Origin of the sequence: Mycobacterium sp. WUMAC-067 (assembly GCF_020217485.1) — a bacterium.
In the GTDB taxonomy this organism is placed as follows: domain Bacteria; phylum Actinomycetota; class Actinomycetes; order Mycobacteriales; family Mycobacteriaceae; genus Mycobacterium.
In genome coordinates this window covers 13024-39712 of sequence record NZ_JAEKMI010000004.1, presented here as the reverse complement: position 1 = coordinate 39712, position 26689 = coordinate 13024, and the positions used below count along the sequence as shown (strand labels likewise).

Sequence of the window (26689 nt, the reverse complement as noted above, 5' to 3'; positions counted from 1 at the left end):
AAAAGACAGTCTGTCTATTATGATTGGGCGTTGTCAATGGTCTTGATGTCATCCGCGTTGAACGGCAGGGCCGCCCCGCCGTCCCAGCACAGTGCGGTGAGGTGTTCGACGAGCGCCTCCCGCGGCATGGTTCCCGTCCGGCACCACCATTCCGCGGCCGCAACCGCCGACCCGACGATGGCCCGCGACCAGGGCGCCGCCGCCATGCGCGCGTCCTCGGAGCCGGACGACGACGCCAGCATCCATTCGACCGCGCCGGCCAGCTGCTCGAAGACACTGGTCGACGGGTCGCCGGTCAGGGCCCGATAAAGGTTCGGCTCGGCTTGCATCCACGCGCTGATCACGTCGAAAAACAACGCCATCCGCTCCCGAAGGTCGGTGGAACCGGCTGCGCGAGTGGTGATTTCGGCCAGCAGTCGCTGCGAGGTGCGTTTGCTCAGCTCGGCCAGCAGCGCGTCACGGCCGGGGTACACGGCGTAGACCGCCGACCTGACGAACCCGGCCTCGCCCGCGATGTCGACCAGTCCGGCCGACGGGCCCTTGGCGCGGATCACCCGCTCGGCGGCGTCGAGGAGCTCCGAGCGCCGCTCGCCGGGATCCACCCGCGAGCCCGCCGGGCGACCTCGACTGCGCTTTGCCGTAGGCATGGACGGTGGCCTGTCAGTGCGCCGCAGCGTCCCAGCTGCGCCCGTAGCCGACCGAAACCTCGAGTGGGACGTCCAGCGGGTAGGCGCCGCCCATCTTGTCGCGCGCCAGGGCTTCGAGCTGCTCTCGTTCCCCCGGCGCGACCTCGAACAACAGCTCGTCGTGCACCTGCAGCAAGATCCGGGAGGACAGCCCGGCGTCCTTGATCGCCTGGTCGGTCTCGATCATCGCCACCTTGATGATGTCGGCCGCGCTGCCCTGGATGGGCGCGTTGAGCGCCGCCCGCTCGGCGGCCTCGCGCACCTGGCGGTTACTGCTGTCGAGTTCGGGCAGATAGCGGCGGCGGCCGAACACCGTCGAGGTGTAGCCGTCCTTGCGGGCCTGTTCCACGACGTCCATCAGGTAGTCACGGACCCCGCCGAACCGGGCGAAGTACTGCTCCATCTGGTCTTTGGCCTCTTCGGTCGAGATCTTGAGCTGGGCGGACAACCCGTAGGCGCTCAGTCCGTAGGCCAGCCCGTAGGACATGGCCTTGACCCGGCGGCGCAGTTCGGCGGTGACCTCCTCGATCGGCACGCCGAAGGCGCGTGAGGCGACGAACGAGTGCAGGTCCTCGCCGGTGTTGAAGGCCTCGATGAGCCCCGCGTCCTTGGACAAGTGGGCCATGATCCGCATCTCGATCTGGCTGTAGTCGGCGGTCATCAGCTCGCTGTAGCCGTCGCCGACCACGAACGCGTCGCGGATCCGCCGGCCGGCCTCGGTGCGGATCGGGATGTTCTGCAGGTTCGGCTCGGTCGACGACAACCTGCCCGTCGCGGCGATGGTCTGATTGAACGTGGTGTGGATGCGCCCGTCGGAGGCCACGGAATTCAGCAGCCCGTCGACGGTGACCTTGAGCCTGGTGGCGTCGCGGTGGGCCAGCAGGTGCTGCAGGAACGGGTGACCGGTCTTGTCGAACAGCGATTGCAGCGCGTCCGCATCGGTGGTGTAGCCGGTCTTGGTGCGCTTGGTCTTCGGCATCTCCAGCTCGTCGAAGAGCACCGCCTGCAACTGTTTTGGCGAGCCCAGGTTGATCTGCTTGCCGATCACCGCGTACGCCGCTTCGGCCGCGTCGCGGATCAGGTGGGCGAAATCGCTCTGCAGCTCGGTCAGCAGCTCCAAATCGACTGCGATGCCGGCGTTTTCCATCCCCGCCAGCACCCGCTGCACCGGCAGCTCCATGCCGCTGAGCAACGAGGTGGAGTTGATGCGGGCCAGCTCCTCGTCGAGCGCGTCGGCCAGATCCAGCACCGCCACGGCACGCAAAAGCAGCGTCTGCACCGCCTGGTCGTCGGTGCCGTCGGTGTCATCCAGTAGCGAAAGCTGTTGCTGTTCGGGGTTTTCGGCCCGCAACTCGCGCCGTAGATAGCGCAGCGACAGGTCGTCGAGGGAAAAGCTGCGCTGCCCGGGGCGCACCAGATAGGCCGCCAGCGCGGTGTCGGAGGTGACGCCGGCCAGTGCCCAGCCCCGCCCGGCCAGGTCGTGCATCGCCAGCTTGGCTTCGTGCAGCGCCTTGGGCGGGCCGGGGTCGGCCAGCCAGGACGCCAGCGCCGCTTCGTCTTCGGGGTCCAGCGTCGCGGTGTCGATGTAGCGGCCCTCGCCGTCGGCGGACACGATGGCCAGCGCGGTGGCGTCGGCGTCGTACGCCAGGTGGGTGCCGACGACGGCCAGCCCGAATCGCTTCCCCGAGCTGTGCTCGGCCAACCACACCGCCAGCTCACCCGCTTCCAGCGCGCCGCCGCGCACGTCGAAGCCCTCGTCGACCTCGGGCTCCACCGCGGCCAGGGTTTCGAACAGCCGGTCCCGCAGCACCCGGAACTCCAGGTCGTCGAAGAGCCGGTGGATCTGGTCGCGGTCCCACGGTTGCAGCCGCAGCGTGTCGGGCGTCTGGGCCAGCGGCACGTCTTTGACCAGATCGGTGAGCTCGCGGTTGCGGATCACGCTGGCCAGATGTTCGCGCAGCGCGTCGCCCACCTTGCCGCGCACCGAGTCGACGTTGTCGACCAGCGCCTGCAGCGACCCGTACTCGCCGATCCATTTGGAGGCGGTCTTCTCCCCCACGCCGGGGATGCCGGGCAGGTTGTCGCTGGGGTCGCCGCGCAGCGCGGCGAAGTCGGGGTACTGCGTGGGCGTCAGCCCGTACTTTTCGACCACGGCATCCGGGGTGAAGCGGGTCAATTCGCTGACCCCCTTGCGGGGATAGAGCACCGTGACGTTCTCGCTGACCAGCTGCAGGGAATCGCGGTCGCCGGTGACCACCAGCACGCGATAGCCCTCGTTTTCGGCTTGGGTGGCCAGGGTGGCGATCAGGTCGTCGGCCTCGAATCCCGCCTCGGCGAGCACCGTGATGCCCAGGGCCGCCAGGACCTCCTTGGTGATGTCGATCTGGCCGTGGAACTCGTCGGGCGTCGCCGACCGATTGGCCTTGTACTCCGGGTAGCGCTCGGAGCGGAAGGTCTGCCGTGACACGTCGAACGCCGCGGCGATGTGGGTGGGGGCTTCGTCGCGCAGTAGGTTGATCAGCATGGCGGTGAAGCCGTAGACCGCGTTGGTGGTCAGGCCGCCGCGGGTCTTGAAGTTCTCGGCGGGCAGCGCATAGAACGCCCGAAACGCCAGGGAATTGCCGTCCAGCAGCATGAGCGTCGGCCTGGTTTGTTCCTCGCTGGCCTTCGTAGCGGTTTTCGTGGCGGGCACGGCTTTCACTTTAGGCACCCGGTGCGACGAGTTACGCGCCCCGACCGTGCCGCCCGCAGAACTGCAACACGTTTCAGTTTTATGCGTGGGCTGGGTACGCTGGCCCGGTGCCAGAAGTCATCCGACAAGAACCGGCGGTGGATGGATGGTTCACCACCGAATCGACTAGTGAACAAGCCGGTGTCCCGCATCTGATCGGCAGCAAGTGCCCCGAATGCGGCACCTACGTCTTCCCGCCGCGGGAGAACAACTGCCCCAACCCGGGTTGCACCGGCGACGCGCTGGAATCGGTCGCGCTGTCGACGCGGGGAAAGTTGTGGAGCTACACCGAGAACCGGTACGCGCCGCCGCCGCCCTACCCGTCGCCGGACCCCTTTGAGCCGTTCGCCGTCGCCGCCGTGGAGCTGGCGAAGGAGGGCCTGATCGTGCTGGGCAAGGTCGTCGAGGGCACGCTGGCCGCCGACTTGAAGGTCGGCATGGAGATGGAACTGACCACCATGCCGCTCTACACCGACGACGACGGCGTGCAGCGCATCGTGCACGCGTGGAAGGTGGCGTGACGATGAGCGCTCCAGAACCGCTGTACATCTTGGGCGCCGGGATGCATCCCTGGGGCAAGTGGGGCAACGACTTCACCGAATACGGGGTGGCCGCGGCCCGGGCCGCGCTGAACGAAGCGGGCCTGGACTGGCGTCAGATCCAGTTGGTGGCGGGCGCGGACACCATCCGCAACGGCTACCCCGGGTTCGTCGCGGGTGCGACGTTCGCGCAGAAGCTCGGGTGGAACGGCGTGCCGGTCAGCTCGAGCTATGCCGCGTGCGCCAGCGGCTCGCAGGCGCTGCAGAGCGCCCGGGCCCAGATCCTGGCCGGCTTTTGCGACGTTGCCCTCGTCATCGGCGCCGACACCACGCCGAAGGGCTTTTTCGCCCCGGTCGGCGGTGAGCGCAAAAACGACCCCGACTGGCAGCGGTTCCACCTGATCGGCGCCACCAACCCGGTGTACTTCGCGCTGCTGGCGCGGCGGCGGATGGACCTCTACGGCGCCACGCTCGAGGATTTCGCCCAGGTCAAGGTCAAGAACTCGCGGCATGGCCTGCAGAACCCGAACGCCCGGTACCGCAAGGAGGTGTCGGTCGAGGACGTGCTGGCCAGCGCGGTGGTGGCCGACCCGTTGCGGCTGCTGGACATCTGCGCCACCTCCGACGGCGCGGCCGCGCTGATCGTGGCCAGCGCGAAGTTCGCCCGCGAACATCTCGGCTCGCTGGCCGGCGTGCCCTCGGTGCGGGCGGTCAGCACGGTCACCCCGAACTATCCGCAGCACCTGCCCGAATTGCCGGACATCGCAACGGATTCCACCGCCGCGGTGCCCGCACCCGATCGCGCGTTCAAGGACCATATCCTCGACGCGGCCTACGCCGAGGCGGGCATCGGGCCCGAGGACGTGAGCCTGGCCGAGGTCTACGACCTGTCCACCGCGCTGGAGCTCGACTGGTACGAACACCTGGGCCTGTGCCCCAAGGGCGAAGCCGAGGCGCTGCTGCGCAGCGGCGCCACCACCATCGGCGGCCGGGTTCCCGTCAACGCGTCCGGCGGGCTGGCCTGCTTCGGCGAGGCCATCCCCGCGCAGGCGATCGCTCAGGTCTGCGAGCTGACGTGGCAACTGCGCGGCCAGGCCACCGGTCGACAGGTGGAAAACGCCACGGTCGGGATCACCGCCAACCAGGGGCTGTTCGGGCACGGTTCGTCGGTGATCGTCGCCCGCTAGGGATTACGGCGGCTTTCGGTGTGAAGCCGCGGCTTTCGGTGTGCGGCCACGGCGCCCGCGCCCGGCGTGTCGTCGCCGTGGGCTCCCGGTCAAGGCCGTGGCTTCACACTCGAATCCCTGAGCTCACACTCGACTCCGTGAGCTCACACTCGGCCGCCGAAAGTTAGGCGTCCTTGGGCGGATCCAGAGTCTCCAGAACCACTTCGGCGACCCGCTTCATCGTCGTCCGCCGGTCCATGGCGGCCCGCTGAATCCACTTGAACGCCTCGGGCTCAGTCATGCCCTGCTCGGTCTGCAGCAGACCCTTGGCGCGTTCCACCAGCTTGCGGGTCTCCAGCCGATCGGACAGCGTGGCCACCTCGCGCTCCAGCTCCGCGATCTCGCCGAACCGGCTGACGGCCAATTCGATGGCCGGGATCAGGTCGCTGATGGTGAACGGCTTCACCAGGTAGGCCATCGCCCCGGCGTCCCGGGCACGCTCAACCAAGTCGCGCTGGCTGAACGCGGTCAACACGACGATCGGGGCGATGCGCTTGCTGGCTATCTCCGAGGCCGCGTCGATGCCGTCGCGGCGCGGCATCTTCACGTCCATGATCACCAGGTCCGGCTGATGGCGCTCGGCCAACTCGACGGCCTCCTGGCCGTCGCCGGCCTCCCCGACGATCTCGTAACCCTCCTCTCGGAGCATCTCCGCGAGATCCAGTCGGATGAGCGCTTCGTCTTCAGCGATCAGGACCCGGCGCGGCACAGCGGCGTCGGTGTCGGTCGTGGGGCCTGTCATGACGGACATTCTGTCGCGAACGCCTCAGACCAGCGTGCGCGGGGGCGGTGTGACAGCTGAGGACACCAAATCCTCTATGGTGGGAGGCTGCCTCTAAGGTAAGAGGCCGGCAAGCCCTCGTATCCCAACTGGCAGAGGAAACGGATTCAAAACCCGTCCAGTGTGAGTTCGAATCTCACCGAGGGCACCAGCAGCGCGGTCGGCAGCATCATCGGCGCCGCCGGCATTCCGGTACTGCAGTGGCGCGTCCGCCGGACGAAACCGGTTCACGGTTTTCAATTCGGCCGTAATACCTTCCAAAGGTATGGATTATCCCGTTTTTATAAACTGCGCGAATTTATGCCTTTTGTGTTGCAGCCGCAATATGCCGCTTAAAAGATCACTTGAATTCATAAATTGGCGCTTCGTCGGCGGGATTTCGACACGCGTGGCGACGGCACCGCATCGGGGCGGCAACGCCCCCCGTCGGCCTCGCGACGGCTCCCGGCTGATCACCCGGGACGCCGCGCGAGCGCGAACGGCTCAGTCGCCGAATGACCGCGTGACGCACACCTGGCCCGAAGCCGAAACCTCCGGCCCCGCGGTGTAATTGCCGATGGAATCGCCGGCCACCCGTAGCAGCCAACTCGGATCACTACAGGCCATACTGCAGCCATCCATGAGCGCGGCGGCAAGGGCAATGAGCGACGCAAGAACGATTCTTCTGAGAACCGTCATCAGGCACCCCTTAGTCGAGGCGAACACGCGTCACGCAGAGCGTCCAACACGTGTTGAATAACCGAACCAAATGACTCGTAAACCCGACAAAAACCCGATAACAAGATGGTTATCAGATCCGGAAACTTACGGGGGCGAAAACGGCGATATTCATTAGACAGCCGACAAATACCCTGCTCAGCGGTTAGGCTTGCTGCGTGGCGGCCAAGGATTGTGGTGGCCCACCGCGATGGCCAGACGGCTCGTCGAAGCGCCCGGACTGTGTAGCCGCGGCGCGGGCCCAGTCGCGCGCCCGCAACCAGCACTACGCCGACAGCGCCGCGCGCCAATACCGGGTGCTCGCGATCGCCGCGTGGCTGGCCGTGCTGGTCTGCGTCGACTTCGTCGCTTTGCAGTTGATCACCGGAGTCTGGACCTGGCAGATCATCTCGATCAACGCCCTCGCCGCGATGATCTTCGCCGCGGTGCCATGGCTGCACCGCTTCGGTGCCCTCGTCGCGCCGCTGACCTTCATCGGCGCCGCCTACATCACGGTCTTCGTCAGCTGCTGGGACGCCGGCACGGGGACGGGCTCGCAGTTTTTCTTCTTGGTGGGCGCGTGCCTGGTGGTGCTGTTGCTGGGCATCGAACACACCGTGCTGGCGGCCGGCCTCACGGCGGTCGGGGCCGGGCTGGTGATCGCGCTGGAGTTCCTGGTCCCCCGCGACACCGGATTACAGCCGGCGTGGGCGCAGTCCATGACCTTCGTCGTCACCATCGTCTCGGCCTGCGTGATGGTGTTCGTGGCGGTGTGGTTCGCCCTGCGCGACACCCAGCGCGCCGAGGCGGTGATGGAGGCCGAGTACGAGCGCTCGGAAGCGCTGCTGGCCAACATGTTGCCGGGCAGCATCGCCGAGCGGCTCAAGAGCTCGTCGCGCAGCGTCATCGCCGACAAATACGACGAGGTCTCCGTTCTGTTCGCCGACATCGTCGGGTTCACCGAACGCGCCAGCACCACCACCCCGGCCGACCTGGTGCGGTTTTTGAACCGGCTGTACGGCGCCTTCGACGAACTGGTCGATAAACACGGCCTCGAGAAGATCAAAGTCAGCGGCGATTCCTACATGGTGGTCAGCGGGGTCCCGCGGGCCCGGCCGGATCACGCCTTCGCCCTTGCCGATTTCGCACTCGACATGGCCAATGTCGCTGCCGCACTGAAGGATCCGCACGGCGACGCGGTCGCGCTGCGGATGGGCATGGCCTGCGGACCCGTGGTCGCGGGCGTCGTGGGCTCGCGCCGATTCTTTTACGACGTGTGGGGCGACGCGGTCAATGTCGCGTCGCGGATGGAGTCCACCGATTCGGTCGGACGCATCCAGGTGCCCGAGGCGATGTACGAGCGGCTCAAAAACGAGTTCGTCCTGCAGGAGCGGGGCAGCATCGAGGTCAAGGGCAAGGGCGTTATGCGCACCTGGTATCTCATCGGGCGCAAGGCAGCCGAAGAGCCGACCGACCTGCGCACCGGGCGATCGCACACCGCCCACGTCTGATCAAAGTCCCTGTACGGTCCCTGTACCACGGCCCGCGTTTGTGCCAGACTGCGGCCATGACTATCTCCCCTGACTCTCCTGGAACCCACCCCATTCCAAGCTTGTTGCCGCATTTGTGGAAATCCGCTCTGCTGTCGGGAATTCTGTCGATCGTCCTCGGTGTCCTGGTGCTGGCGTGGCCGGGAATTTCCATCCTGGTCGCCGCCGTCGCCTTCGGCGTGTATCTGCTCATCACCGGTATCGCGCAGGTCATCTTCGCGTTCTCGCTGCACGTCTCGGCGGGGAGCCGGGTCCTGTTGTTCATCAGCGGGGCCGCGTCGCTGATCCTGGCGTTGCTCGCGTTCCGCCACTTCGGTCAGGGATACGCAATTCTGCTGTTGGCCATCTGGATTGGCATCGGGTTCATCTTCCGCGGTGTCGCCACGACGATTTCGGCCGTCAGCGACCCGCACCTGCCCGGCCGGGGCTGGAACATCTTCCTCGGCGTGCTCAGCCTGCTCGCCGGCATCGTGGTCGTGGCGTCACCGTTCGAATCGATTGTCACGCTGGCGATCGTGGTCGGCGCGTGGTTCGTGGTCATCGGGATCTTCGAGGTCATTTCGTCCTTCGGCATCCGCAAGGCGTCCAACACCCTCGGCGGCTGACACGGACGCCGGTGGCGCAGGCGCCGACCTATCTACTACACTCTGTCGTAGCCGTTGATCGGGCCTCCGCAGTCGGGAGATGACAGATGAATGTCGTCGATATTTCGCGGTGGCAGTTCGGTATTGTTACCGTCTACCACTTCATCTTCGTGCCGCTCACGATCGGTTTGGCCCCGCTGATCGCCATCATGCAGACGGTGTGGGTGGCTACCGGCAACACCGCGTGGTACCGACTGACCAAGTTCTTCGGCAAGCTGTTTTTGATCAACTTCGCCATCGGTGTGGCGACCGGCATCGTCCAGGAATTTCAGTTCGGGATGAACTGGAGCGAGTACTCGCGGTTCGTCGGCGACATCTTCGGTGCGCCGCTGGCGATGGAAGGGCTGTTCGCCTTCTTCTTCGAATCCACGTTCATCGGCCTGTGGATCTTCGGCTGGAGCCGGTTGCCGAAGCTGCTCCACCTGGCGTGCATCTGGATCGTCGCGATCGGGGTCAACGCCTCGGCGTTCTTCATCATCGCGGCGAACTCGTTCATGCAACACCCGGTCGGCGCGCACTACAACCCCAAGGCGCGGCGCGCCGAGCTGGACAGCATTTTCGCCCTGCTATCCAACAACACTGCGCAAGCGGCGTTTTCGCACACTGTGGCCGGAGCGCTGCTGACCGCCGGCACCTTCGTCGCCGCCGTCAGCACATGGTGGATGGTGCGCTCCCGCACGGCGGGATCCACCACCGAGGCCGCGGAAACCGAGGCCCGCAGCATGTTTCGCCCCGCGGCAATGCTGGGGTGTGGGGTGGTCCTGCTCGCCGCTGTCGGCCTGTTCTTCACCGGCGATCGCCAGGGCAAGCTGATGTTCGTCCAGCAGCCGATGAAGATGGCGTCGGCGGAGGCGTTGTGCCACACCCAAACCGACCCCGACTTCTCGGTGCTGACCATCGGCACCCACAACAACTGCGGCAGCGTCACGGAAGTGATCAAGGTGCATTACGTGCTGCCGTTTTTGGCCGAAGGCAAGCTCAGCGGCGTGACGCTGCAAGGGGTGAACGAGCTGCAGCAGCAGTACCAGCACCGCTTCGGACCCGACGACTACCGGCCGAATCTGTTCGTCACTTACTGGTCCTTCCGATTGATGATCGGATTCCTGGTGTTCCCCGTGGCGTTCGCCCTGGCGGTGCTGTGGCTGACCCGGGCCGGGCGAACCCCCAAGGGCCGCTGGGTTTCCTGGTTCGCACTGCTCACCATTCCCACGCCGTTCCTGGCCAATATCTCGGGATGGGTGTTCACCGAGATGGGTCGCCAGCCATGGGTGGTGGCCCCGAACCCGACGGGTGACCCGTTGGTCCGGATGACCGTCCGCGAAGGTGTGTCGAACCACGTGCCCGGCATGGTCATCACGTCGCTGGTGACCTTCACCCTCGTCTACGCGGTGCTGGCCGTCCTTTGGTTCTTCCTGCTCAAGCGCTACACCGTCGAAGGGCCACTGGAACACGACGCGGAACCCGCTCCCCCGCACGCACCCAGCGCTGACGAGGTGGCGCCCCTGTCGTTCGCCTACTAGAGGCGTGCCGGGGCTTATCGACGCCGAAAGGAGCTGATCGCAGTGGGACTGCAAGAAGTGTGGTTCGGCATCATCGGGATGCTGTTCCTGGGGTTCTTCATCCTCGAGGGCTTCGACTTCGGCGTGGGCATGTTGATGGAGCCGTTCGCGCGCGTCGGCATCGGCGAAGCCGAACCGTTGCGCCGCACGGCACTCAACACGATCGGGCCCGTGTGGGACGGCAACGAGGTGTGGCTGATCGTCGGTGGCGCGGCCATGTTCGCCGCCTTTCCCGGTTGGTACGCCACCGTGTTCTCCACGCTGTATCTGCCGCTGCTGGCGATCCTGTTCGGCATGATCGTGCGTGCCGTGGCGATCGAGTGGCGCGGCAAGATCGACGACACAAAGTGGCGCGGCTGGGCCGATTTCGGCATCGCCGCCGGCTCGTGGCTGCCGGCCGTCCTGTGGGGTGTCGCGTTCGCCGTCCTGGTCCGCGGGCTCCCGGTGGACGCCGCGGGCCGCATTCACCTGTCGATCGGCGACGTGCTGAACGCCTATACGGTCTTGGGTGGTCTCGCGACGGCCGGTCTGTTCCTGCTGTACGGCGCGGTGTTCGTCGCGTTGAAGACGTCCGGCGCGATCCGTGAGGATGCGTACCGGTTCGGCGTGTGGCTCTCGCTGCCGGTGACCGGACTGGTTGCGGGCTTTGGGCTTTGGACGCAGCTGGCGTACGGCAAGGACTGGACCTGGCTGGTGCTGGCCGTCGCGGTGGTCGCGCAACTGGCCGCGGTGCTGCTGGTGTGGCGGCGCGCCTCCGACGGCTGGGCGTTCACCTGCATCGCGCTGGTGGTCGCGGCCGTGGTGATCCTGCTGTTCGGCTCGCTGTATCCGAACCTGGTGCCCTCGACACTGAACAAGCAGTGGAGCCTCACCATCTACAACGCCTCCTCGACCCACTACACGCTCAAGGTCATGACGTGGGTGACGGCGTTCATGGCGCCGCTGACGGTGGTGTACCAAGCGTGGACGTACTGGGTTTTCCGGCAACGGATCTCGGCCGAGCGGATACCGGCGCCCATCGGTCTGGCAAGGCGCCCGTCCTGAGCGGTAACAACCGCGCGAGCCGGGCGCCGCTAGACCCGAGACTGTGGCGGGCATCGACGGCGCTGCGCCGCTACCTGCTCGCCGCGGTGGGCTGCGGGGTGCTGATCTCCGCCTGCGCGATCGGCTCGGCGATCGTGTTGGCGCGCATCGTCGCACACGTCGTCGACGCTCCCCCCGCGCGCGGCCTGCACGCCTGGTGGGGGCCGCTGTCAATCCTGGTGGCGCTGTGGGCAATTCGCGCGGTGACGCATTGGTTTCAGGCCCGGCTGGGGCAGCGGGGGGCCAGCGCGGTCATCGCCGACCTGTCCGGCCAGGTGCTCGATGCGGTGACCGCCAGGCAGCCGGGCGCACTCGCGGCGCAACGCGACGCCGCCGCCGTGGTGGTCACCCGCGGCCTGGACGGCCTGCGTCCCTACCTCACCGGATACCTGCCGACGCTGCTGCTCGCCGCGATCCTGACGCCGGCCACCGTCGCCGTGATCGCGGCCTACGACCTGAAATCGACGGCGATCGTGGCGATCACGCTGCCACTGATACCCATCTTCATGGTGCTGATCGGGCTGGCGACCCGCGACCGGTCGGCCGCGGCGTTGGCCGCCATGACCACCCTGCAGGCCCGACTGCTGGACCTGATCGCCGGCATCCCCACCCTGCGGGCGCTGGGACGCGGCGCGGGCCCCGAACAGCGCATCGCTGAACTCGCTGCCGCGCACCGCCGCTCGGCCATGGCGACGCTGCGGATCGCGTTCCTCTCGGCACTGGTGCTGGAATTGTTGGCCACCCTGGGGGTGGCGCTGATCGCCGTCGGCATCGGCCTTCGCCTGGTATTCGGCGAGATGACACTGACCACGGGCTTGACGGTGCTGTTGCTGGCGCCGGACGTGTACTGGCCACTGCGCCGCATCGGCGTGGAATTCCATGCCGCTCAAGACGGAAGGACCGCCGCCAGCGAGGCGTTCACCCTCATCGGCGAGCAGACCCCGTCCACGGCCGGGACACAGACGGTCGCCGCGCGCGGTGCGCGGATCCGCCTCGGACATCTCACCGTCGCCGGCCGCGACGGGCAGGCGCCGCACGATCTGAACGCGCTGATCGAACCCGGCACCGTGACCGTGCTGACCGGGCGAAACGGCGCCGGCAAAAGCACCACACTGCAGGCGATCGCCGGCATCACCGCACCCTCGTCGGGCCGGGTCACGGTCGCGGGGATCGATGTCGCCGATCTGGAGCCGGCCCGATGGTGGGGACAGCTGTCCTGGCTGCCGCAACGCCCGATGCTGGTGCCCGGCACCGTCGACGACAACCTGATGCTGCTCGGCGAGCTCGAGGACCGCGAAAACGCTTGCGCGGTATCGGGATTCGATGCGGTGTTGGCGGAGCTGCCCGCGGGGGGCGACACCCTGCTGGGGCGCGGCGGCGTCGGGCTGTCCCTGGGGCAGCGGCAGCGGCTGGGACTCGCGCGGGCGCTCGGATCGGCGGCCGCCGTGCTGTTGCTCGACGAGCCGACCGCGCACCTCGACGCACACACCGAGCAACGCGTCTTGCGGGCCATCGTGGAACGAGCCCGCGCCGGTGCGACCGTGATCGTGGTCGGGCACCGTGAGCCGGTGCTTGCCATTGGTGATCAGGTCGTCGAGGTGACCGCCGACCGTGGGGTGCGCTATGCCCCAGTCTGATTCGACGACGAGCCGCGCCGAACCCCTACTGGCCGCGGCGGCACTGTTGCGGCCCCGGCTGCCGCGGGTGCTGGCGGCGATCGCGCTCGGGGTGCTGTCGCTGGGCAGCGCGCTGGCGCTGGCCGGCATCGCGGCGTGGCTGATCACCCGCGCCTGGCAGATGCCGCCGGTGCTCGACCTCTCGGTCGCCGCGGTCGCGGTCCGCATGTTCGCGATCTCGCGGGCCGTGCTGCACTACTGCGAGCGCCTGGTCACCCACGACACGGCCCTGCGCGCGGCCGGCACCGCCCGGGTGCAGGTCTATCGACGGCTGGCGCGCGGACCCGCCGCGGCCGCCGTCCGGCTGCACAGCGGTGAACTGGTGGCCCGGGTGGGCGCCGACGTCGACGAGCTGGCCAACGTGTTGGTGCGCGCCCTGGTGCCGATCGGGGTCGCGGGGGTGCTGGCGCTCGCGGCCACCGCGGTCGTCGCCGCCATCTCGCCGGCGGCCGCCGCCGTCCTCGCCGTCTGCCTGCTGATCGCCGGTTTCGTCGCGCCCCGCCTCGCCGGCCGGGCGGCCGCGACCCAGGAAGACATCGCGCGGCACCATCATTCCGAGCGCGATACCGCGGCGATGATCGCTCTCGAACATGCGCCCGAGCTTCGCGTCGCCGGCCTGCTACCCGGCGTCATCGCTGAATCGCAACGCCGGCAACGTGCGTGGGGCGATGCCCTGGACGCCGCCGCCAAACCGGCCGCCATTGCCGAGGCGATGCCCACCGCGGCCGTCGGGGCCAGCGTGCTGGGCGCGGTGGTGGCCGGGATCGGTTTGGCGCACGCGGTCGCGCCCACCACACTGGCCGTGCTGATGTTGCTGCCGTTGTCCGCCTTCGAGGCGATGACGCCGCTGCCGGCGGCGGCCGTGCAGCTGACGCGGTCGCGGATCGCCGCGCGCCGATTGCTCGAGTTGGCGGCCGAGGCCCCGCGTGAGGCAGTCGAAACCACAAACGCAGCACCGAGACCCGTCGGCGCCGGCCGGTTGTCCGCCGACGTGCGTTCCGGTCACGGTGCGGCAGGCTCGATCCGCGTCGCGCTGGACTTACCCCCGGGCGCGCGGCTGGCCGTGACCGGCGCCAGCGGGTCGGGGAAGACGACGCTGCTGATGACGCTCGCCGGGTTGCTGCCGCCGCGCGATGGGCAGGTGCTGCTCGACGGCGTCGCCTTGACTCAGTTCGACGAAGGCGACTTGCGCTGCGCAATTGGCTTTTTCGCCGAGGACGCCCACATTTTCGCCACCACGATCCGGGACAACCTGCTGGTCGCCCGCGGCGACTGCCGAGACGACGAACTCACCGCGGCCCTGGGCGCCGTCGGGCTGGGCGCGTGGCTGGCCGGCCTGCCCGACGGCTTGGCCACGGTGTTGATCGGTGGCGCGCAAGCCCTTTCGGCGGGCCAGCGCAGGCGACTACTGCTGGCCAGGGCGGTCCTCTCGCCCGCGCGGATCGTGTTGCTCGACGAGCCCACCGAGCACCTCCACGTCACTGACGCCGAGCAGGTCCTGCGCGACCTGTTGGCCCCGGATTCCCGGCTGCTGTCCCCCGAGCGCACCGTGGTGGTGGCCACTCACCACCTGACCAAGGGAATCGGCTGCGACGAACTGCGCGTCGATCACAAAGCCTGAGCGCCAGGAGCTACCGCGTGTCCGCCCGGGGAGCGGTCAGCTGGCCGGGCGCTGCCGATAGGCGTCCGGGTGCTCCTCATACCAGCGGTTCTCGAGCTTGCGGACCCGCCCGCGTTCGACCTTGAGCCACACCAACCCGACCGTCATCGCCGCGACCGCTATCACGGCGCCGATCACACTGCGGCCTTCGTGACCCGTGCCGAGGGCGACGAGGCACCGAAAGACGGCGATCACGCCCACGAGCATGAACAGGTACCCCGGCCAACTCATCACGTCGATCAGCGACTCACCGGCATGCGGCCTCGTCGTCCTCGCATGGTCGATGGGGTCGCGAAACGTGTCACCCATGACAATTCCCTTTCCCCGTAGTTTCACCAGGGGGGCGTCCGGACAGTGCGTCGATCATGCGACCACGCACATGCGGAAGCCGACCATGTCTATGCCTTCAACGGTAGTCACCGAGGGTGAGAATGTTCTGTCTAGTAACTGGACAGCCGCTGCCAATCGGGCTGTCCCCCACCGCCGGCGGCGGGTTAGAGGTGTCGCCGGCGCGGCATGAACTCCAGCGACAACAGCACGAACAGCAGCGGGACGATCTGTGTCAGGGAGATCAGCGCGTACCGGCGCGTGTCGAGCGCGTGCCACTTGCGCACGTACCGGTACAGCGACTCCAGCGCGATCAGCGGGTCGAGGATGTGGGTCAGCCGGTACAAGACGCGCTGGGTCCAGCCGCGGTTCTTGTCGTCGAATATCTCGGGGAATGCGGCGAACGCGAGCGAAACCCGCTGTGCCCCATTGTCTTTACCGGCCATGATCATGTCGACGCTGAGCCGCTCGTCGAGTCCGTTGGGGGCACCGCGGCGCCGCCACGGGACGTCGAGGGTGATGTCGCTACCGCCGCCGGCCGTGGCGTATCGGTGAAATGCCTGCACCTTGCCCGCGGCGTCCCTGGCGATGATCAGCTGTATCCCGGGGAAACGGCCTTCCAACACGCCGTCGAGATTCATGTGGAATCCGCGGTCGGCATGCGCCCCTTTGGACGATTCCCGCACCACCTCGGTCAGCTCGGTCAGCAGCGCGTCGTCGAGCCCCTGCTCCGCCACGATTTCGGTTGTGACGCCGCAGTTATGGGTGCGCTTCACGGCCTGACGCAGGTTGCGGAACTTGCGGCCCACCATGTCGAAGCCCGACACGTCGACCACCACGTCGCGCCCAATCGGTATGGGCCACAACGTTTGTCCCAGTGTCGCCGAGTCGCTCCAGAGTTTGAGCCGCCGCTCGCCACAGCCCACCACCGCGATCCGCCATCCGTGGGCATGACAGGTGGCGGCGAAATCGGCCACCAGTTCCGGGAAGTGCGTCTCGTCGCCGATGGGGTCGCCGCTGACCACGGCGATTCCCATCCGCGTCCGGTAGGCCAGCGCCGCGGAGCCGTCGGCGGTGAAGTGGTAGCTCTTGCCGGTCTGCATGGTGAACGGCGCCAACGCGTCATCGCTGGTCGCATTGATCAACTCCCACACACGCGGCAGGTCGGCGGGCCGCGGGTGCGAGGTCATCGGCCACATCAACACCATGCCCGAGCTGGCGATCACGACGTCGCCGAGCAGGTCGAAGGACAACACGTGCAGGCCCAGCCCCGCCAGCACGAAAAGCGCGGCCGCGATGGCGTGCATCGTCGTCACCGGGCGGCCCAGGAACACGCCGCGCGCGATCCATGCCACCGCGATCAGCACCGTCACCGACCAGGCCAACCGATCCGCGAACTGCCAGTTGGGTTGGCTGTGATGACGAGCGAGTATCTCGATGAGCCAGCACGTCGCGCAGAGCAGGGCCAGGGCACCGATCAGGCGGGCCGCCAGTGAATCGGCCGAAACGACAACGCGTTCGCGCGCGCGAGGTCTTGCCGTGACGTCCACGACCGGCCCGTTCACACTTCACCTCCCGATGCGCTGACAACAGCTGGGCGGCGTGTCCGCCGCCTCTGCACCGAATACCCGGCTAGGTCAAAGTTACGCCCGATCAAGGCCCTACCGGGAGAGATTCGGGCGGATATCCTGCGGCTATTGGGTAACGGTTTATCGGCGAGAAGACGGAAAGTACTTCAGCACGCCCTCTTGCACCACGGTGGCGACCGGCTGCCCGGACCGGTCGAAGAAATGCCCGGTGCCCAGGCCGCGCGAATCCGCCGCCACGGGCGACGACGTCGAGTACAACACCCAGTCGTTGAAGTTGACCTGCCGGTGAAACCAAATGGAATGATTGGCCGACGCGGCGAAAATGCGGTCGAATCCCCAGGAAAGGCCGTGCGTGGTGATGACCGAGTCCAACACCGTGGTGTCCGAGGAATACACCATTGTCGCCGTGTGCAATACGGGGTCCTCGGGAACCTCTCCCAGCGCCTTGACCCAGACCCGGTTGTGGGGCAGCCGATCCCCCTTCGACCGCATCACCCAGGCGGGGTCGTTCGTGTAGCGCCATTCGATGGGCTGCAGGGCGTTGACGAAGTGCGGGACGGTGTCTTCGTAACCGCGCAGCAGTTCGCCGATCGTGGGCTGGGTGTGCGGTTCGGCCACCTGGGGCGGATCGATTCCGTGCTCGAGGCCTCGGCCGCCGGACATGAAGGAGATCATCGCCGAGCACAGCAACGTGCCGTCTTGCATCGCGTCGACGCGACGGTTGGCGAACCGCCGCTCGTCGCGCAGCCGGGTCACGCGGTATTCGATGTCCTTGCCGGTGTCGCCACCGTTGATGAAGTGCACCGATAGCGCGCCCGGGGGCAGGTCGTCGCGAATCAGGCTGCGGCTGGCCGCGACGAATGATTGCGACATGAGCTGACCGCCGAACGTGCGCATCGGGTTCTTGCTGGGGTGCGAGCCGATGAACAGGTCATCGTCGAGACGATCGAGGTCGAGTGTCGCCAGCAGCTCCTGGAAATCAGAATCGGTGCTGATGGCGGCCTCTCCTTCGGTCCGGGCGTTAAACGTCGTCCTCCCCGATCCGGTGCACATGGATCAGGTTGGTCGACCCTACTGTGCCAGGTGGCGCGCCGGCGACGATGACCACCAGGTCGCCGCGCTTGTAGCGGCCGAGTTCGAGCAGCGACTTATCGACCTGGCGGATCATGCCGTCGGTCGAGGTCATCATCGGGACGATGAACGTCTCGGTGCCCCAGGTCATGGCCAGCTGGCTGCGCACCTCGGGCCAGGCGGTGAAGGCCAGCAGCGGCAGCGGGGTGTGCAGGCGCGCGAGCCGCTTGACCGTGTCGCCGGACTGGGTGAAGGCGACGAGGGCCTTGGCGTCGAGCCGCTCGCCGATGTCGCGGGCCGCATAGGAGATCACGCCCCGTTTGGTGCGCGGGACGTGGGTCAGCGGCGGGGCGGCCGTGGAATTGTCCTCGACCGCGCAGATGATGCGCGACATGGTCCGTACGGCCGCCATCGGATACTTGCCCACCGACGTCTCCCCGGACAGCATCACCGCGTCCGCGCCGTCGAGGACCGCGTTAGCGACGTCGGACGCCTCCGCGCGGGTCGGCCGTGAGTTCTCGATCATGGAATCGAGCATCTGCGTGGCCACGATGACCGGCTTGGCGTTCTCGCGCGCCATCTGGATGGCCCGCTTCTGCACCAGCGGAACCTCTTCCAAGGGCAACTCGACGCCGAGGTCGCCGCGGGCCACCATGATGGCGTCGAAGGCCAGCACGATGGCTTCCAGATTGTCGACGGCTTCGGGCTTTTCCAGCTTGGCGATCACCGGAACCCGCCGGCCCACCCGGTCCATCACCTCGTGCACCAACTCGACGTCGGCCGGCGAACGCACGAAGGACAGCGCCACCAGGTCGACACCGAGATCCAGCGCGAAGGTGAGGTCCTCGATGTCCTTCTCCGACAAGGCCGGTGCGGACACGTTCATGCCCGGCAGCGAGATGCCCTTGTTGTTGCTGACCGGGCCGCCCTCGACGACGGTGCAGATGACGTCGTCGCCCTCGATGCCGTCGACCACCAGGCAGACCTTGCCGTCGTCGACCAGAACCCGGTCACCGATGGCGGCGTCCTCCGCCAGCCTTTTGTAGGTGGTCGACACCCGGTCGTGGCTGCCTTCGCAGTCCGCGACGGTGATCCGGACCGTCTCACCGTCGGCCCAGTAGGTGGGGCCGGTGGCGAAGCGTCCCAGCCTGATCTTGGGGCCCTGCAGGTCGGCGAGCACACCGACGGCGCGGCCGGTCGCGTCGGAGGCGACCCGGACCCGTTCGTAGGCGGCTTTGTGATCGGCGTAATCGCCGTGGCTGAAGTTCAACCGGGCGACGTCCATTCCGGCCTCAACCAGCGCCAAGATCAACTCGTCCGAATTGGTCGCAGGCCCAAGGGTGCAGACGATCTTTCCGCGTCTACTCACGCCGACCCAGCATAGTCGCGTGTAACCCCGACGGCCCGCACATAAGGGCGCCGCGCAGTGTGCTCTTACCCACCAAGAACGCTCGGAATCAACGGGAAGGCGGGCAAGTTACGCGCAACCGTCCAGACGACCGTCGCGACCACGACGGTCAGCAACGCCGTCCGCGACAGCGGCGAAGCGCCGCGTGCGCGGCGAACCAGCAGCCACGCGGCCAACATCGGGATTGCGGCCAGCAGAAAAACGTTGTCGTGGATGGCGGCCGCCAGGTCGCCGTGCACCACGTCATACGTCATGCGCAGCCCGCCGCAAAACGGGCAATTCCAGCCGGTGAGCCACTTGAACGGACACGGCGGATAGATCGAAGCGGGATTGTGCGGGTCGGCCAGCGCGACGTAGCCGAGCGCGCCGCCCAGCGCGAGGCCGGTCGCCGCCCCGGCATAGCCGAGAGGAGCACGCAGGCCGTGCGAGCCGGCATGCGCGGGTGGAAGGGCTGACCTCGCGTTGGTCACAGTGCTTCCAGCATGCCAGATTCGCGGCGCCCCGGCGCCCGGATCCGGCGCGCCGGTAGTGAGCGGGTAGTCAGCGGCCCGACAGTCGGTTCCGCAGTCGCGAGCCCCATCGCCGCCGGGCTTCTGGTTGATCCGAAACCTTTTCGGCGACGGGCTCTTCCGTAGCGGGTTCTGCGCTTTGGGCTTCCGGTTCTTCGGATTCGGAATCCTCTGCGTCGGCTTCGGCTTCCGGTTCTTCGGCTTCCGCCTCGTCAGCTTCCACCTCGTCGGCCTCTTCGGCTTCCGGTTCCTCGTCCTCCGCGTCGGCTTCCGCCTCGTCGGTCTCTTCGGCTTGCGGCTCTTCGACTTCCGGTTCCTCGGCTTCCGCGTCGGCCTCCGGCTCGTCGAGCTCGAGCTCTTCGGCCTCGGATTCCTCCCCCTCGGCCTCGTCGGCTACCGCCTCGGCCTCCGATTCATCCGCGTGCTCTTCGGCTTGCGGCTCTTCGACTTCCGGTTCCTCGGCTTCCGCCTCGTCGGATTCCGCCTCGTCGAGCTCGAGCTCTTCGGCCTCGGATTCCTCCGCCTCGGCCTCGTCGGCTACCGCCTCGGTCTCCGGCTCGTCGGATTCCGCCTCGTCGCCGCCCGTGTCGGCGACTTCCGCGCTCCCCACCGCAGATTCGGTCGGCACGTCGTCGTCGGCAGCACCCGCGGCACCGGCCGCACCCCCCGCGGCCGCGGCCGCCGCCACAGTCGCCGGCTCCAGTTCCGGCTCGGCGTATTCCTCGTCAACGTATTGGTTTCCGCGCAGGCTCTCGGGATCTTCGCGGCCCCTGGGCGCCGCCATCAGGTACACCACCGCCCCGATGAACACGAAAGTCGATGTGAACGAATTGATCCGGATGCCGGCGATGTGGGTGGCGGTGTCGTCGCGCAGCAGCTCCACACAGAAGCGTCCCACGCAATAACCAGCCACATACAGCGCGAACAGCCGGCCGTGGCCCAGCGTGAATCGTCGATCCGCATAGAGCAGAACGACGAAAATCAGTAGGTTCCAGAGCAATTCGTAGAGGAACGTTGGCTGCACGACCAATGCCACCTGGCCCGTGGAGATCCCGTCCAGCGAATGCGGGTCGATGTATCCCGAGGGGTCCCGGCGGTAGAAGATCTCCAGCCCCCACGGCAGTGTGGTCTCGCGGCCGTAGAGTTCCTGGTTGAAGTAGTTACCGAGCCGACCGATGGCCTGCGCCAGGATGATTCCCGGGGCGATCGCGTCGGCGAAGGCCGGCAGCGGAATGCCGTGCCGGCGGCACCCGATCCAGGCGCCCACGGCGCCGAGCGCCACCGCGCCCCAGATGCCCAAGCCGCCGTCCCAGATCCGTACGGCCGCGCCTAGTCCGGCTCCGCCCGGGCCCCAATAGGTGCGCCAGTCGGTGGCCAAATGGTAGAGCCGACCACCGATTAGCCCGAACGGCACCGTCCACAGCGCGATGTCGTAGATCACGCCGCGCTCGCCGCCGCGCGCCTCCCAGCGCCGGTCGCCGATCAGCAGGGCGGCCACAATGCCGGCGATGATGAACAGCGCGTAGGCCCGAATGGGCAGCGGCCCAACGTGCCAGACGCCCTGCGCGGGACTCGGAAAATAGGCGAGCAACGTCGTCACGACGCGACCGCCCTGTGGCGTACACCGGCGGCGAGTTCCTCAGTGAGTGCGCGCAATGCGGTCAAACCCCCGTCTCCGAGCGCCGACACCAGCGCGGAACCGACAATGACACCGTCGGCGTAGCCGCCGATCTGCGCGGCTTGCTCTCGCGACCGCACTCCCAGCCCGACACCGACCGGGATGTCCGATATCTCCTTGACTCTGCCCACCAACTCGGGCGCGGCATTGGATACCACGTCGCGCGCTCCCGTCACACCCATCGTCGATGCCGCGTAGACGAATCCGCGGGACGCCTCGACCGTCATCGCCAAGCGCTGCGGCGTCGAGGAGGGCGCCACCAGAAATATCCGGTCCAGTCGATGCTCCTCGGACGCCGCCAGCCACTGCCCGGCTTCGTCGGGAATCAAATCCGGGGTGATCAGGCCGTAACCGCCGGCCGATGCCAGGTCACGGGCGAAGGCGTCAATTCCGTAGCGCAACACGGGGTTCCAGTAGGTCATCACGACGGCGTGGCCACCGGCGGCGCTGATCGCCTCGACCGCCGCCAGGGTGTCGCGCACGCGCACTCCCCCGTGCAGCGCGGCCTCGGTGGCCTTGGCGATGGTCGGGCCGTCCATGCCGGGATCCGAATAGGGCACCCCGACTTCGACGATGTCGCAACCCGATTCGACCAAGGCGATCATCCCGTCCACCGAGGTCCGCACATCCGGGTACCCGGTGGGCAGATAGCCGATCAGCGCCGCGCGGCCGCCTTCGCGGCACGCCTCGAAGACCGGCCCGAGCCGGCTCGCTTCGCTCTGCTTGACGGTCATCGGTCGCTGGATCCCAACAGCCCGAACCACTGCGCGGCCGTCTCGACGTCCTTGTCCCCGCGCCCCGACAGGTTCACCACGATGATCGCGGCGTTCCCCAATTCGGGCGCCACCTTCAGGGCCCCGGCCACGGCGTGCGCGGATTCGATGGCGGGGATGATCCCTTCGGTGCGGCACAGGGCGCGGAACGCCTCCATCGCCTCGGAATCGGTGATGGGCCGGTACTCGGCGCGTCCACTCTCGCGCAGCCACGCATGTTCTGGGCCCACTCCCGGGTAATCGAGACCCGCTGAGATGGAATGGGATTCGATGGTCTGACCGTCCTCGTCCTGCAGCAGGTAGGAGAACGACCCCTGAAACGCCCCGGGGGAACCGCCGCTGAAGGTTGCGGCGTGCCTTCCGGTTTCGACACCGTCGCCGGCCGCCTCGAATCCGATCAGCCGCACGCCGGGATCGTCGATGAACGGGTGGAAGATGCCGATCGCGTTCGATCCGCCACCGATGCAGGCCACCACCGCGTCGGGCAGCCGGCCCGCCTGCGCCTGAATCTGGGCGCGCGCCTCGAGGCCGATGATGCGCTGGAAATCGCGGACCATGGCGGGAAAGGGATGGGGTCCGGCCGCGGTGCCGAAGCAGTAGAAGGTGTTGTCGGCATTGGTAACCCAATCCCGGAACGCCTCATTGATGGCGTCTTTGAGCGTCCTCGAACCGCTCTGGACCGAGACGACCGTGGCTCCCAGCAGTCGCATCCGTGCCACGTTGAGCGCCTGGCGCTCGGTGTCCACTGCGCCCATGTAGATCACGCATTCCAGGCCGAGCAGGGCGCAGGCGGTGGCCGTCGCCACGCCGTGCTGACCGGCCCCGGTCTCGGCGATCACCCGCTTCTTGCCCATGCGCTGAGCGAGCAGCGCCTGACCGAGCACGTTGTTGATCTTGTGAGAACCGGTGTGGTTCAGGTCTTCTCGCTTGAGGAAGATGCGGGCGCCGGCCTGCTCGGACAGGCGAGGCGCCTCATACAGCGGCGACGGCCGCCCGGCATAGTGCGCCTGCAGGTAATCCAGCGTGTCCAGGAAGTCCTGGTTGACGCGTTCCTTCTCGTAGGCCGCGGTGACCTCTTCGATGACGGCCATCAACGCCTCGGCGACGTAGCGGCCGCCGTACACGCCGAAATGGCCACCCGCATCGGGTTCGTGACGGGTGGGTTCGGCGATGGCTGCGCTCGGAAGCGGAAGGTCCGGGCGGGACAGGTCCACCATCACCAAGGCTCTACGCGGGGATGGCTCATGGGGTTCAACGTTACAGCGCAGGGGCTCTTCAGTGACGCAGCGACTAGCGAGACGGTTTCGGACAGGACGGATGGGTGCCCGCGGTCACCAGGTCGGCGACCGCGGCGCGTGGGTCACCGCTTTTGACCAGACCTTCGCCGACCAACACGGCGTCGGCGCCCGCGCCGGCATACGCCAGCAGGTCTCCGGTGCCGCGCACACCGGATTCGGCGATCCTGATCACGTTGCTGGGCAGCCCGGGAGCGATGCGCGCGAAGCAATCCCGGTCCACCGCCAGCGTGGCCAGATCGCGGGCGTTGACGCCGATTACGTTGGCCCCGGCCTTGAGCGCCCGGTCGGCTTCCTCTTCGGTGTGCACCTCGACGAGCGCCGTCATGCCCAGCGATTCGGTGCGGTCCAGCATCGACACCAGTGCGGACTGCTCCAGCGCGGCGACGATGAGCAACAACATGTCGGCGCCGTGCGCCCGCGCTTCGTGGATCTGATAGGGCTGCACGACAAAGTCTTTGCGCAAAATCGGTATCGAGACCGCCGCCCGAACCGCGTCGAGATCGTCGAGCGAACCGTGGAAGCGGCGCTCCTCGGTCAAGACGCTGATGATGCGCGCGCCGCCGTCTTCGTACGCCCTGGCCAGTTTGGCCGGATCGGCAATGGTCGCCAGGGATCCCGCCGACGGGCTGGCGCGCTTGACTTCTGCGATGACGCCGATTCCGGGCTCGCGCAGGGCGGCCATCACGTCTCGCGGCGGTGGCGCGGCCGCGGCGGCGGCTTTGATCTCGGACAGGCTGATGAGGGCTTCGCGCGCGGCAACGTCGGCCCGGACTCCTTCGAGGATGGAGTCAAGCACGGTTGCCGGACTCATGCCTGTCGTTTCCCTTCGCCCTGTCGCCCCGCTGTCATCGCACGGCCACTCGGTTGTCCCCAGCCGATCGCGACGACGTCAATGAAGGGTAGCGGCCCGCGGCTCGCGGCCCGTCACCGACCCTCGGTGTCAGACCCGCTCGGCCGATCGGTTGGGTCGCGCCCCTCGTCAAGCGCGTCCCAGATCATCCGCTCCGACATTTCCGGCGTCTGTCGCTCCTCCAGCATCGCCCCGTCGGCGTCTTTGCGTCGCGCAATCGAGCGGCGCGTCGCCGGCGTCGTGTACTTCGTCGCGCTGGAGCGGGCGGGCCCGGAGTCCGACGCCGATCGCATCAGCAGGACGGCCGCGATCAGGGCGCACGCCGCGGCGGCCACCGTGACCCCGGCGCCCCAGTACCGCCGCTCGCTTCCGACCAGGGACATCACCGAGACGTGCGCCAGCTCGGCGCCGCGCACCGCCACGTCGGGTAGCGCCCACAGGCTGATTCCCAGGTAGCCGACCGCCAGGCTGGCCAGCGCCAGCAGCCCGGCCAGCGCGCGCAGCAGCCAGCCGCGCACGGCGATGACCGCAACGGCCGCGGCCAGCATCAGCATCGCCAGCGGCAGCAGCGCCGTCGACCACGTCCCGCCGGACAGCGTCACCTCCTTGGGCGGCCCCAGCCCGTCGAACGACCGGATCACGACCCAGGGCAGGCGCGAGGCCACCCACAGCGCGCCCGCGGCCACCACGAGCGTCGCCTGGGAGATCCGGATCATCCACCGGCCGTCCAGCCGGCGCCGCTCGGCGCGGGCCTCAGTCATCGCGGCTCGCACCCGGCTCGGTCAGCGTCTCGGCGGCGGCGATCGCGCTGAGCACCGCGCGCGCCTTGTTGGTCGCCTCGGTGTACTCGTAGGGGCCGTTGGAGTCCGCCACCACCCCGCCCCCGGACTGCACGTAGGCGGTGCCGGCGCGCATCAGGGCGGTGCGGATGGCGATCGCGAAGTCGGCGTTGCCGGCGAAGTCCAGGTAGCCGACCACGCCGCCGTACAGGCCGCGGCGCGTCTTTTCGACCTCTTCGATCAGCTCCATGGCCCGCACCTTCGGCGCGCCCGACAGTGTGCCGGCCGGGAAGCAGGCCGTCACCGCATCCAGGGCGGTCCGGCCCTCGCCGAGCAGGCCGGTCACCGTCGACACCAGGTGCATGACGTGGCTATAGCGTTCGATGTGGCTGTAGTCCTCGACGCGGACGGTGCCCGGGGCGCACACGCGGCCGAGGTCGTTGCGGCCCAGATCGACCAGCATCAAGTGCTCGGCGCGTTCCTTCTCGTCGGCCAACAGCTCCTTCTCCAGCAGCTGATCCTCCTCGTCGGTCTCCCCGCGCCAGCGGGTTCCGGCGATCGGATGGGTGGTCGCGACGCCGTCGGCGACGGTGACGAGCGCCTCCGGGCTGGACCCGACGATCGAAAAGTCCGTTCCCCCAGTGTCATTCGGCACGTGCAGCAAATACATGTACGGGCTCGGGTTGGTCACCCGCAGCATCCGGTACACGTCGATCGGATCGACGTCGGTGTCCATTTCGAACCGCTGCGACGGCACCACCTGAAAGGCTTCACCCGCGGCGATCTGCTCGACGAGGTAGTCGACGATCTTCCCGTATTCCTCGACGCTGCGCTGCGCGCGGTAGCGCGGTTCCGGCCGGTCGAACGTGGCGACGGTCGACGACAGCGGCTGGCCCAGCGCCGCGGTCATCACGTCCAGCCGGGCGACCGCGTCGTCGTAGGCCTCGTCGACCCGCTCGTCGGTCCCGTTCCAGTTCACCGCGTTGGCGATCAGCGTGATGGTGCCCTCGTGGTGATCGACCGCCGCCACATCGGTGGCCAGCAGCAACAGCATGTCCGGCAGGCCCAGGTCGTCGACCGCCAGCTCGGGCAGCCGCTCCAGGCGTCGCACCAGGTCGTAGGCGAAGAAACCCACCATGCCGCCCGACAGCGGCGGCAGACCCGCGAGCGGCTCGGTGGCCAGCAGTTCGAGGGTGGCCCGCAGGGCCTGCAGCGGGTCGCCCCCGGTCGGCGCGTCCTGCGGCACCACGCCCAGCCAGATGGCCTCGCCGTCGCGCACGGTCAGCGCCGAGGGCGCGCCCGCCCCGATGAACGACCACCGCGACCAGGAACGGCCGTGCTCGGCGGACTCCAGCAGAAACGTGCCCGGGCGGTTGGCGGCGAGTTTGCGGTACGCCGACAGCGGCGTCTCGCTGTCGGCCAACACCTTGCGGGTCACCGGGACCACCCGGTGCTCGGCGGCGAGCTGGCGGAAGTCCTCTCGTGAGGTCGTCGCGGCGAGGTGGGCGTGCACCGCCCCATCCTCCCAGACGGGCTCGGCCGGCTCGCGAGCGTAACGTGGCTGCGCTTTTCGGCG

General features: G+C 67.9%; 23 protein-coding genes and 1 tRNA gene. 10 read left to right on the top strand and 14 right to left on the bottom strand.

Annotation, left to right across the window (positions count from 1 at the left end):
- Positions 1–17: 17 nt before the first annotated feature.
- Positions 18–647 carry a TetR family transcriptional regulator gene (locus JF781_RS03875; RefSeq protein WP_225327485.1) on the bottom strand — a complete coding sequence of 210 codons (630 nt, stop codon included), beginning with the start codon at positions 645–647 and terminating at the stop codon, positions 18–20.
- A 13-nt stretch (positions 648–660) separates the two neighbouring features.
- A complete protein-coding gene (gene polA / locus JF781_RS03870; protein WP_225327547.1) occupies positions 661–3321 on the bottom strand; it encodes a DNA polymerase I in 2661 nt (886 codons plus the stop codon).
- A 164-nt stretch (positions 3322–3485) separates the two neighbouring features.
- On the opposite strand from polA, the gene JF781_RS03865 reads away from it, so the two are divergent.
- Both JF781_RS03865 and JF781_RS03860 read left to right on the top strand, forming a co-directional pair.
- The gene (locus tag JF781_RS03865; RefSeq protein WP_225327484.1) at positions 3486–3938 is read left to right on the top strand and encodes a Zn-ribbon domain-containing OB-fold protein; all 453 of its coding nucleotides are present in this window, start codon (positions 3486–3488) and stop codon (positions 3936–3938) included.
- Entirely contained in the window at positions 3935–5143 is a 1209-nt protein-coding gene (locus JF781_RS03860; RefSeq protein WP_196773205.1) for a lipid-transfer protein, read from the top strand. Before JF781_RS03865 ends, JF781_RS03860 begins: the two co-directional genes overlap by 4 nt.
- A 163-nt stretch (positions 5144–5306) precedes the next feature.
- On the opposite strand, the gene JF781_RS03855 is transcribed toward JF781_RS03860, so the two are convergent.
- Entirely contained in the window at positions 5307–5924 is a 618-nt protein-coding gene (locus JF781_RS03855) for an ANTAR domain-containing response regulator (RefSeq protein WP_225327483.1), read from the bottom strand.
- Between the two features lie 113 nt (positions 5925–6037).
- On the opposite strand from JF781_RS03855, the gene JF781_RS03850 reads away from it, so the two are divergent.
- From JF781_RS03850 to cydC, 8 genes are all read left to right on the top strand, one after another.
- A tRNA-Leu gene (locus JF781_RS03850) sits at positions 6038–6114 on the top strand.
- A complete protein-coding gene (locus tag JF781_RS03845) occupies positions 6087–6299 on the top strand; it encodes a hypothetical protein (RefSeq protein ID WP_225327482.1) in 213 nt (70 codons plus the stop codon). Before JF781_RS03850 ends, JF781_RS03845 begins: the two co-directional genes overlap by 28 nt.
- A gap of 539 nt (positions 6300–6838) precedes the next feature.
- Complete coding sequence (locus tag JF781_RS03840; RefSeq protein WP_225327481.1) at positions 6839–8170, top strand: adenylate/guanylate cyclase domain-containing protein; 1332 nt, start codon at positions 6839–6841, stop codon at positions 8168–8170.
- A 38-nt stretch (positions 8171–8208) separates the two neighbouring features.
- Positions 8209–8814 (top strand): HdeD family acid-resistance protein, encoded by a 606-nt coding sequence (locus JF781_RS03835; RefSeq protein ID WP_374109663.1) that lies wholly within the window; start codon positions 8209–8211, stop codon positions 8812–8814.
- A gap of 86 nt (positions 8815–8900) precedes the next feature.
- Positions 8901–10373 carry a cytochrome ubiquinol oxidase subunit I gene (locus JF781_RS03830; RefSeq protein WP_225327479.1) on the top strand — a complete coding sequence of 491 codons (1473 nt, stop codon included), beginning with the start codon at positions 8901–8903 and terminating at the stop codon, positions 10371–10373.
- A 42-nt stretch (positions 10374–10415) separates the two neighbouring features.
- Positions 10416–11456, top strand: coding sequence for a cytochrome d ubiquinol oxidase subunit II (gene cydB / locus JF781_RS03825; protein WP_225327478.1), 1041 nt, complete (start codon positions 10416–10418; stop codon positions 11454–11456).
- 62 nt (positions 11457–11518) lie between these two features.
- Complete coding sequence (gene cydD / locus JF781_RS03820; RefSeq protein ID WP_225327546.1) at positions 11519–13132, top strand: thiol reductant ABC exporter subunit CydD; 1614 nt, start codon at positions 11519–11521, stop codon at positions 13130–13132.
- Positions 13119–14792, top strand: a complete 1674-nt coding sequence (gene cydC, locus JF781_RS03815; RefSeq protein WP_225327477.1) for a thiol reductant ABC exporter subunit CydC — start codon at positions 13119–13121, stop codon at positions 14790–14792. The genes cydD and cydC overlap by 14 nt, the downstream gene beginning before the upstream one ends.
- 36 nt (positions 14793–14828) lie before the next feature.
- On the opposite strand, the gene usfY is transcribed toward cydC, so the two are convergent.
- The 11 genes from usfY to JF781_RS03760 all read right to left on the bottom strand — a co-directional run bounded on the left by usfY (position 14829) and on the right by JF781_RS03760 (position 26626).
- Entirely contained in the window at positions 14829–15140 is a 312-nt protein-coding gene (usfY, locus tag JF781_RS03810; protein WP_225327476.1) for a protein UsfY, read from the bottom strand.
- A 185-nt stretch (positions 15141–15325) separates the two neighbouring features.
- Entirely contained in the window at positions 15326–16723 is a 1398-nt protein-coding gene (locus tag JF781_RS03805) for a bifunctional lysylphosphatidylglycerol flippase/synthetase MprF (RefSeq protein WP_225327475.1), read from the bottom strand.
- A gap of 144 nt (positions 16724–16867) precedes the next feature.
- The gene (locus JF781_RS03800; RefSeq protein ID WP_225327474.1) at positions 16868–17800 is read right to left on the bottom strand and encodes an acyl-CoA thioesterase II; all 933 of its coding nucleotides are present in this window, start codon (positions 17798–17800) and stop codon (positions 16868–16870) included.
- On the bottom strand, positions 17769–19187 hold the full coding sequence (gene pyk / locus JF781_RS03795) for a pyruvate kinase (RefSeq protein WP_225327473.1): 1419 nt from the start codon (positions 19185–19187) through the stop codon (positions 17769–17771). Before pyk ends, JF781_RS03800 begins: the two co-directional genes overlap by 32 nt.
- Positions 19188–19252: 65 nt before the next feature.
- On the bottom strand, positions 19253–19696 hold the full coding sequence (locus JF781_RS03790) for a DUF2752 domain-containing protein (RefSeq protein WP_225327472.1): 444 nt from the start codon (positions 19694–19696) through the stop codon (positions 19253–19255).
- Between the two features lie 70 nt (positions 19697–19766).
- On the bottom strand, positions 19767–21335 hold the full coding sequence (locus JF781_RS03785) for a prolipoprotein diacylglyceryl transferase (protein ID WP_225327471.1): 1569 nt from the start codon (positions 21333–21335) through the stop codon (positions 19767–19769).
- The gene (gene trpA / locus JF781_RS03780; protein ID WP_225327470.1) at positions 21332–22147 is read right to left on the bottom strand and encodes a tryptophan synthase subunit alpha; all 816 of its coding nucleotides are present in this window, start codon (positions 22145–22147) and stop codon (positions 21332–21334) included. The genes JF781_RS03785 and trpA overlap by 4 nt, the downstream gene beginning before the upstream one ends.
- A complete protein-coding gene (gene trpB, locus JF781_RS03775) occupies positions 22144–23406 on the bottom strand; it encodes a tryptophan synthase subunit beta (protein ID WP_225327469.1) in 1263 nt (420 codons plus the stop codon). Before trpB ends, trpA begins: the two co-directional genes overlap by 4 nt.
- A gap of 70 nt (positions 23407–23476) precedes the next feature.
- Positions 23477–24295, bottom strand: a complete 819-nt coding sequence (gene trpC, locus JF781_RS03770; RefSeq protein WP_225327468.1) for an indole-3-glycerol phosphate synthase TrpC — start codon at positions 24293–24295, stop codon at positions 23477–23479.
- Between the two features lie 113 nt (positions 24296–24408).
- On the bottom strand, positions 24409–25095 hold the full coding sequence (locus JF781_RS03765) for a TIGR02234 family membrane protein (RefSeq protein WP_225327467.1): 687 nt from the start codon (positions 25093–25095) through the stop codon (positions 24409–24411).
- Positions 25088–26626, bottom strand: coding sequence for an anthranilate synthase component I (locus JF781_RS03760; RefSeq protein WP_225327466.1), 1539 nt, complete (start codon positions 26624–26626; stop codon positions 25088–25090). Before JF781_RS03760 ends, JF781_RS03765 begins: the two co-directional genes overlap by 8 nt.
- Between the last annotated feature and the right edge of the window lie 63 nt (positions 26627–26689).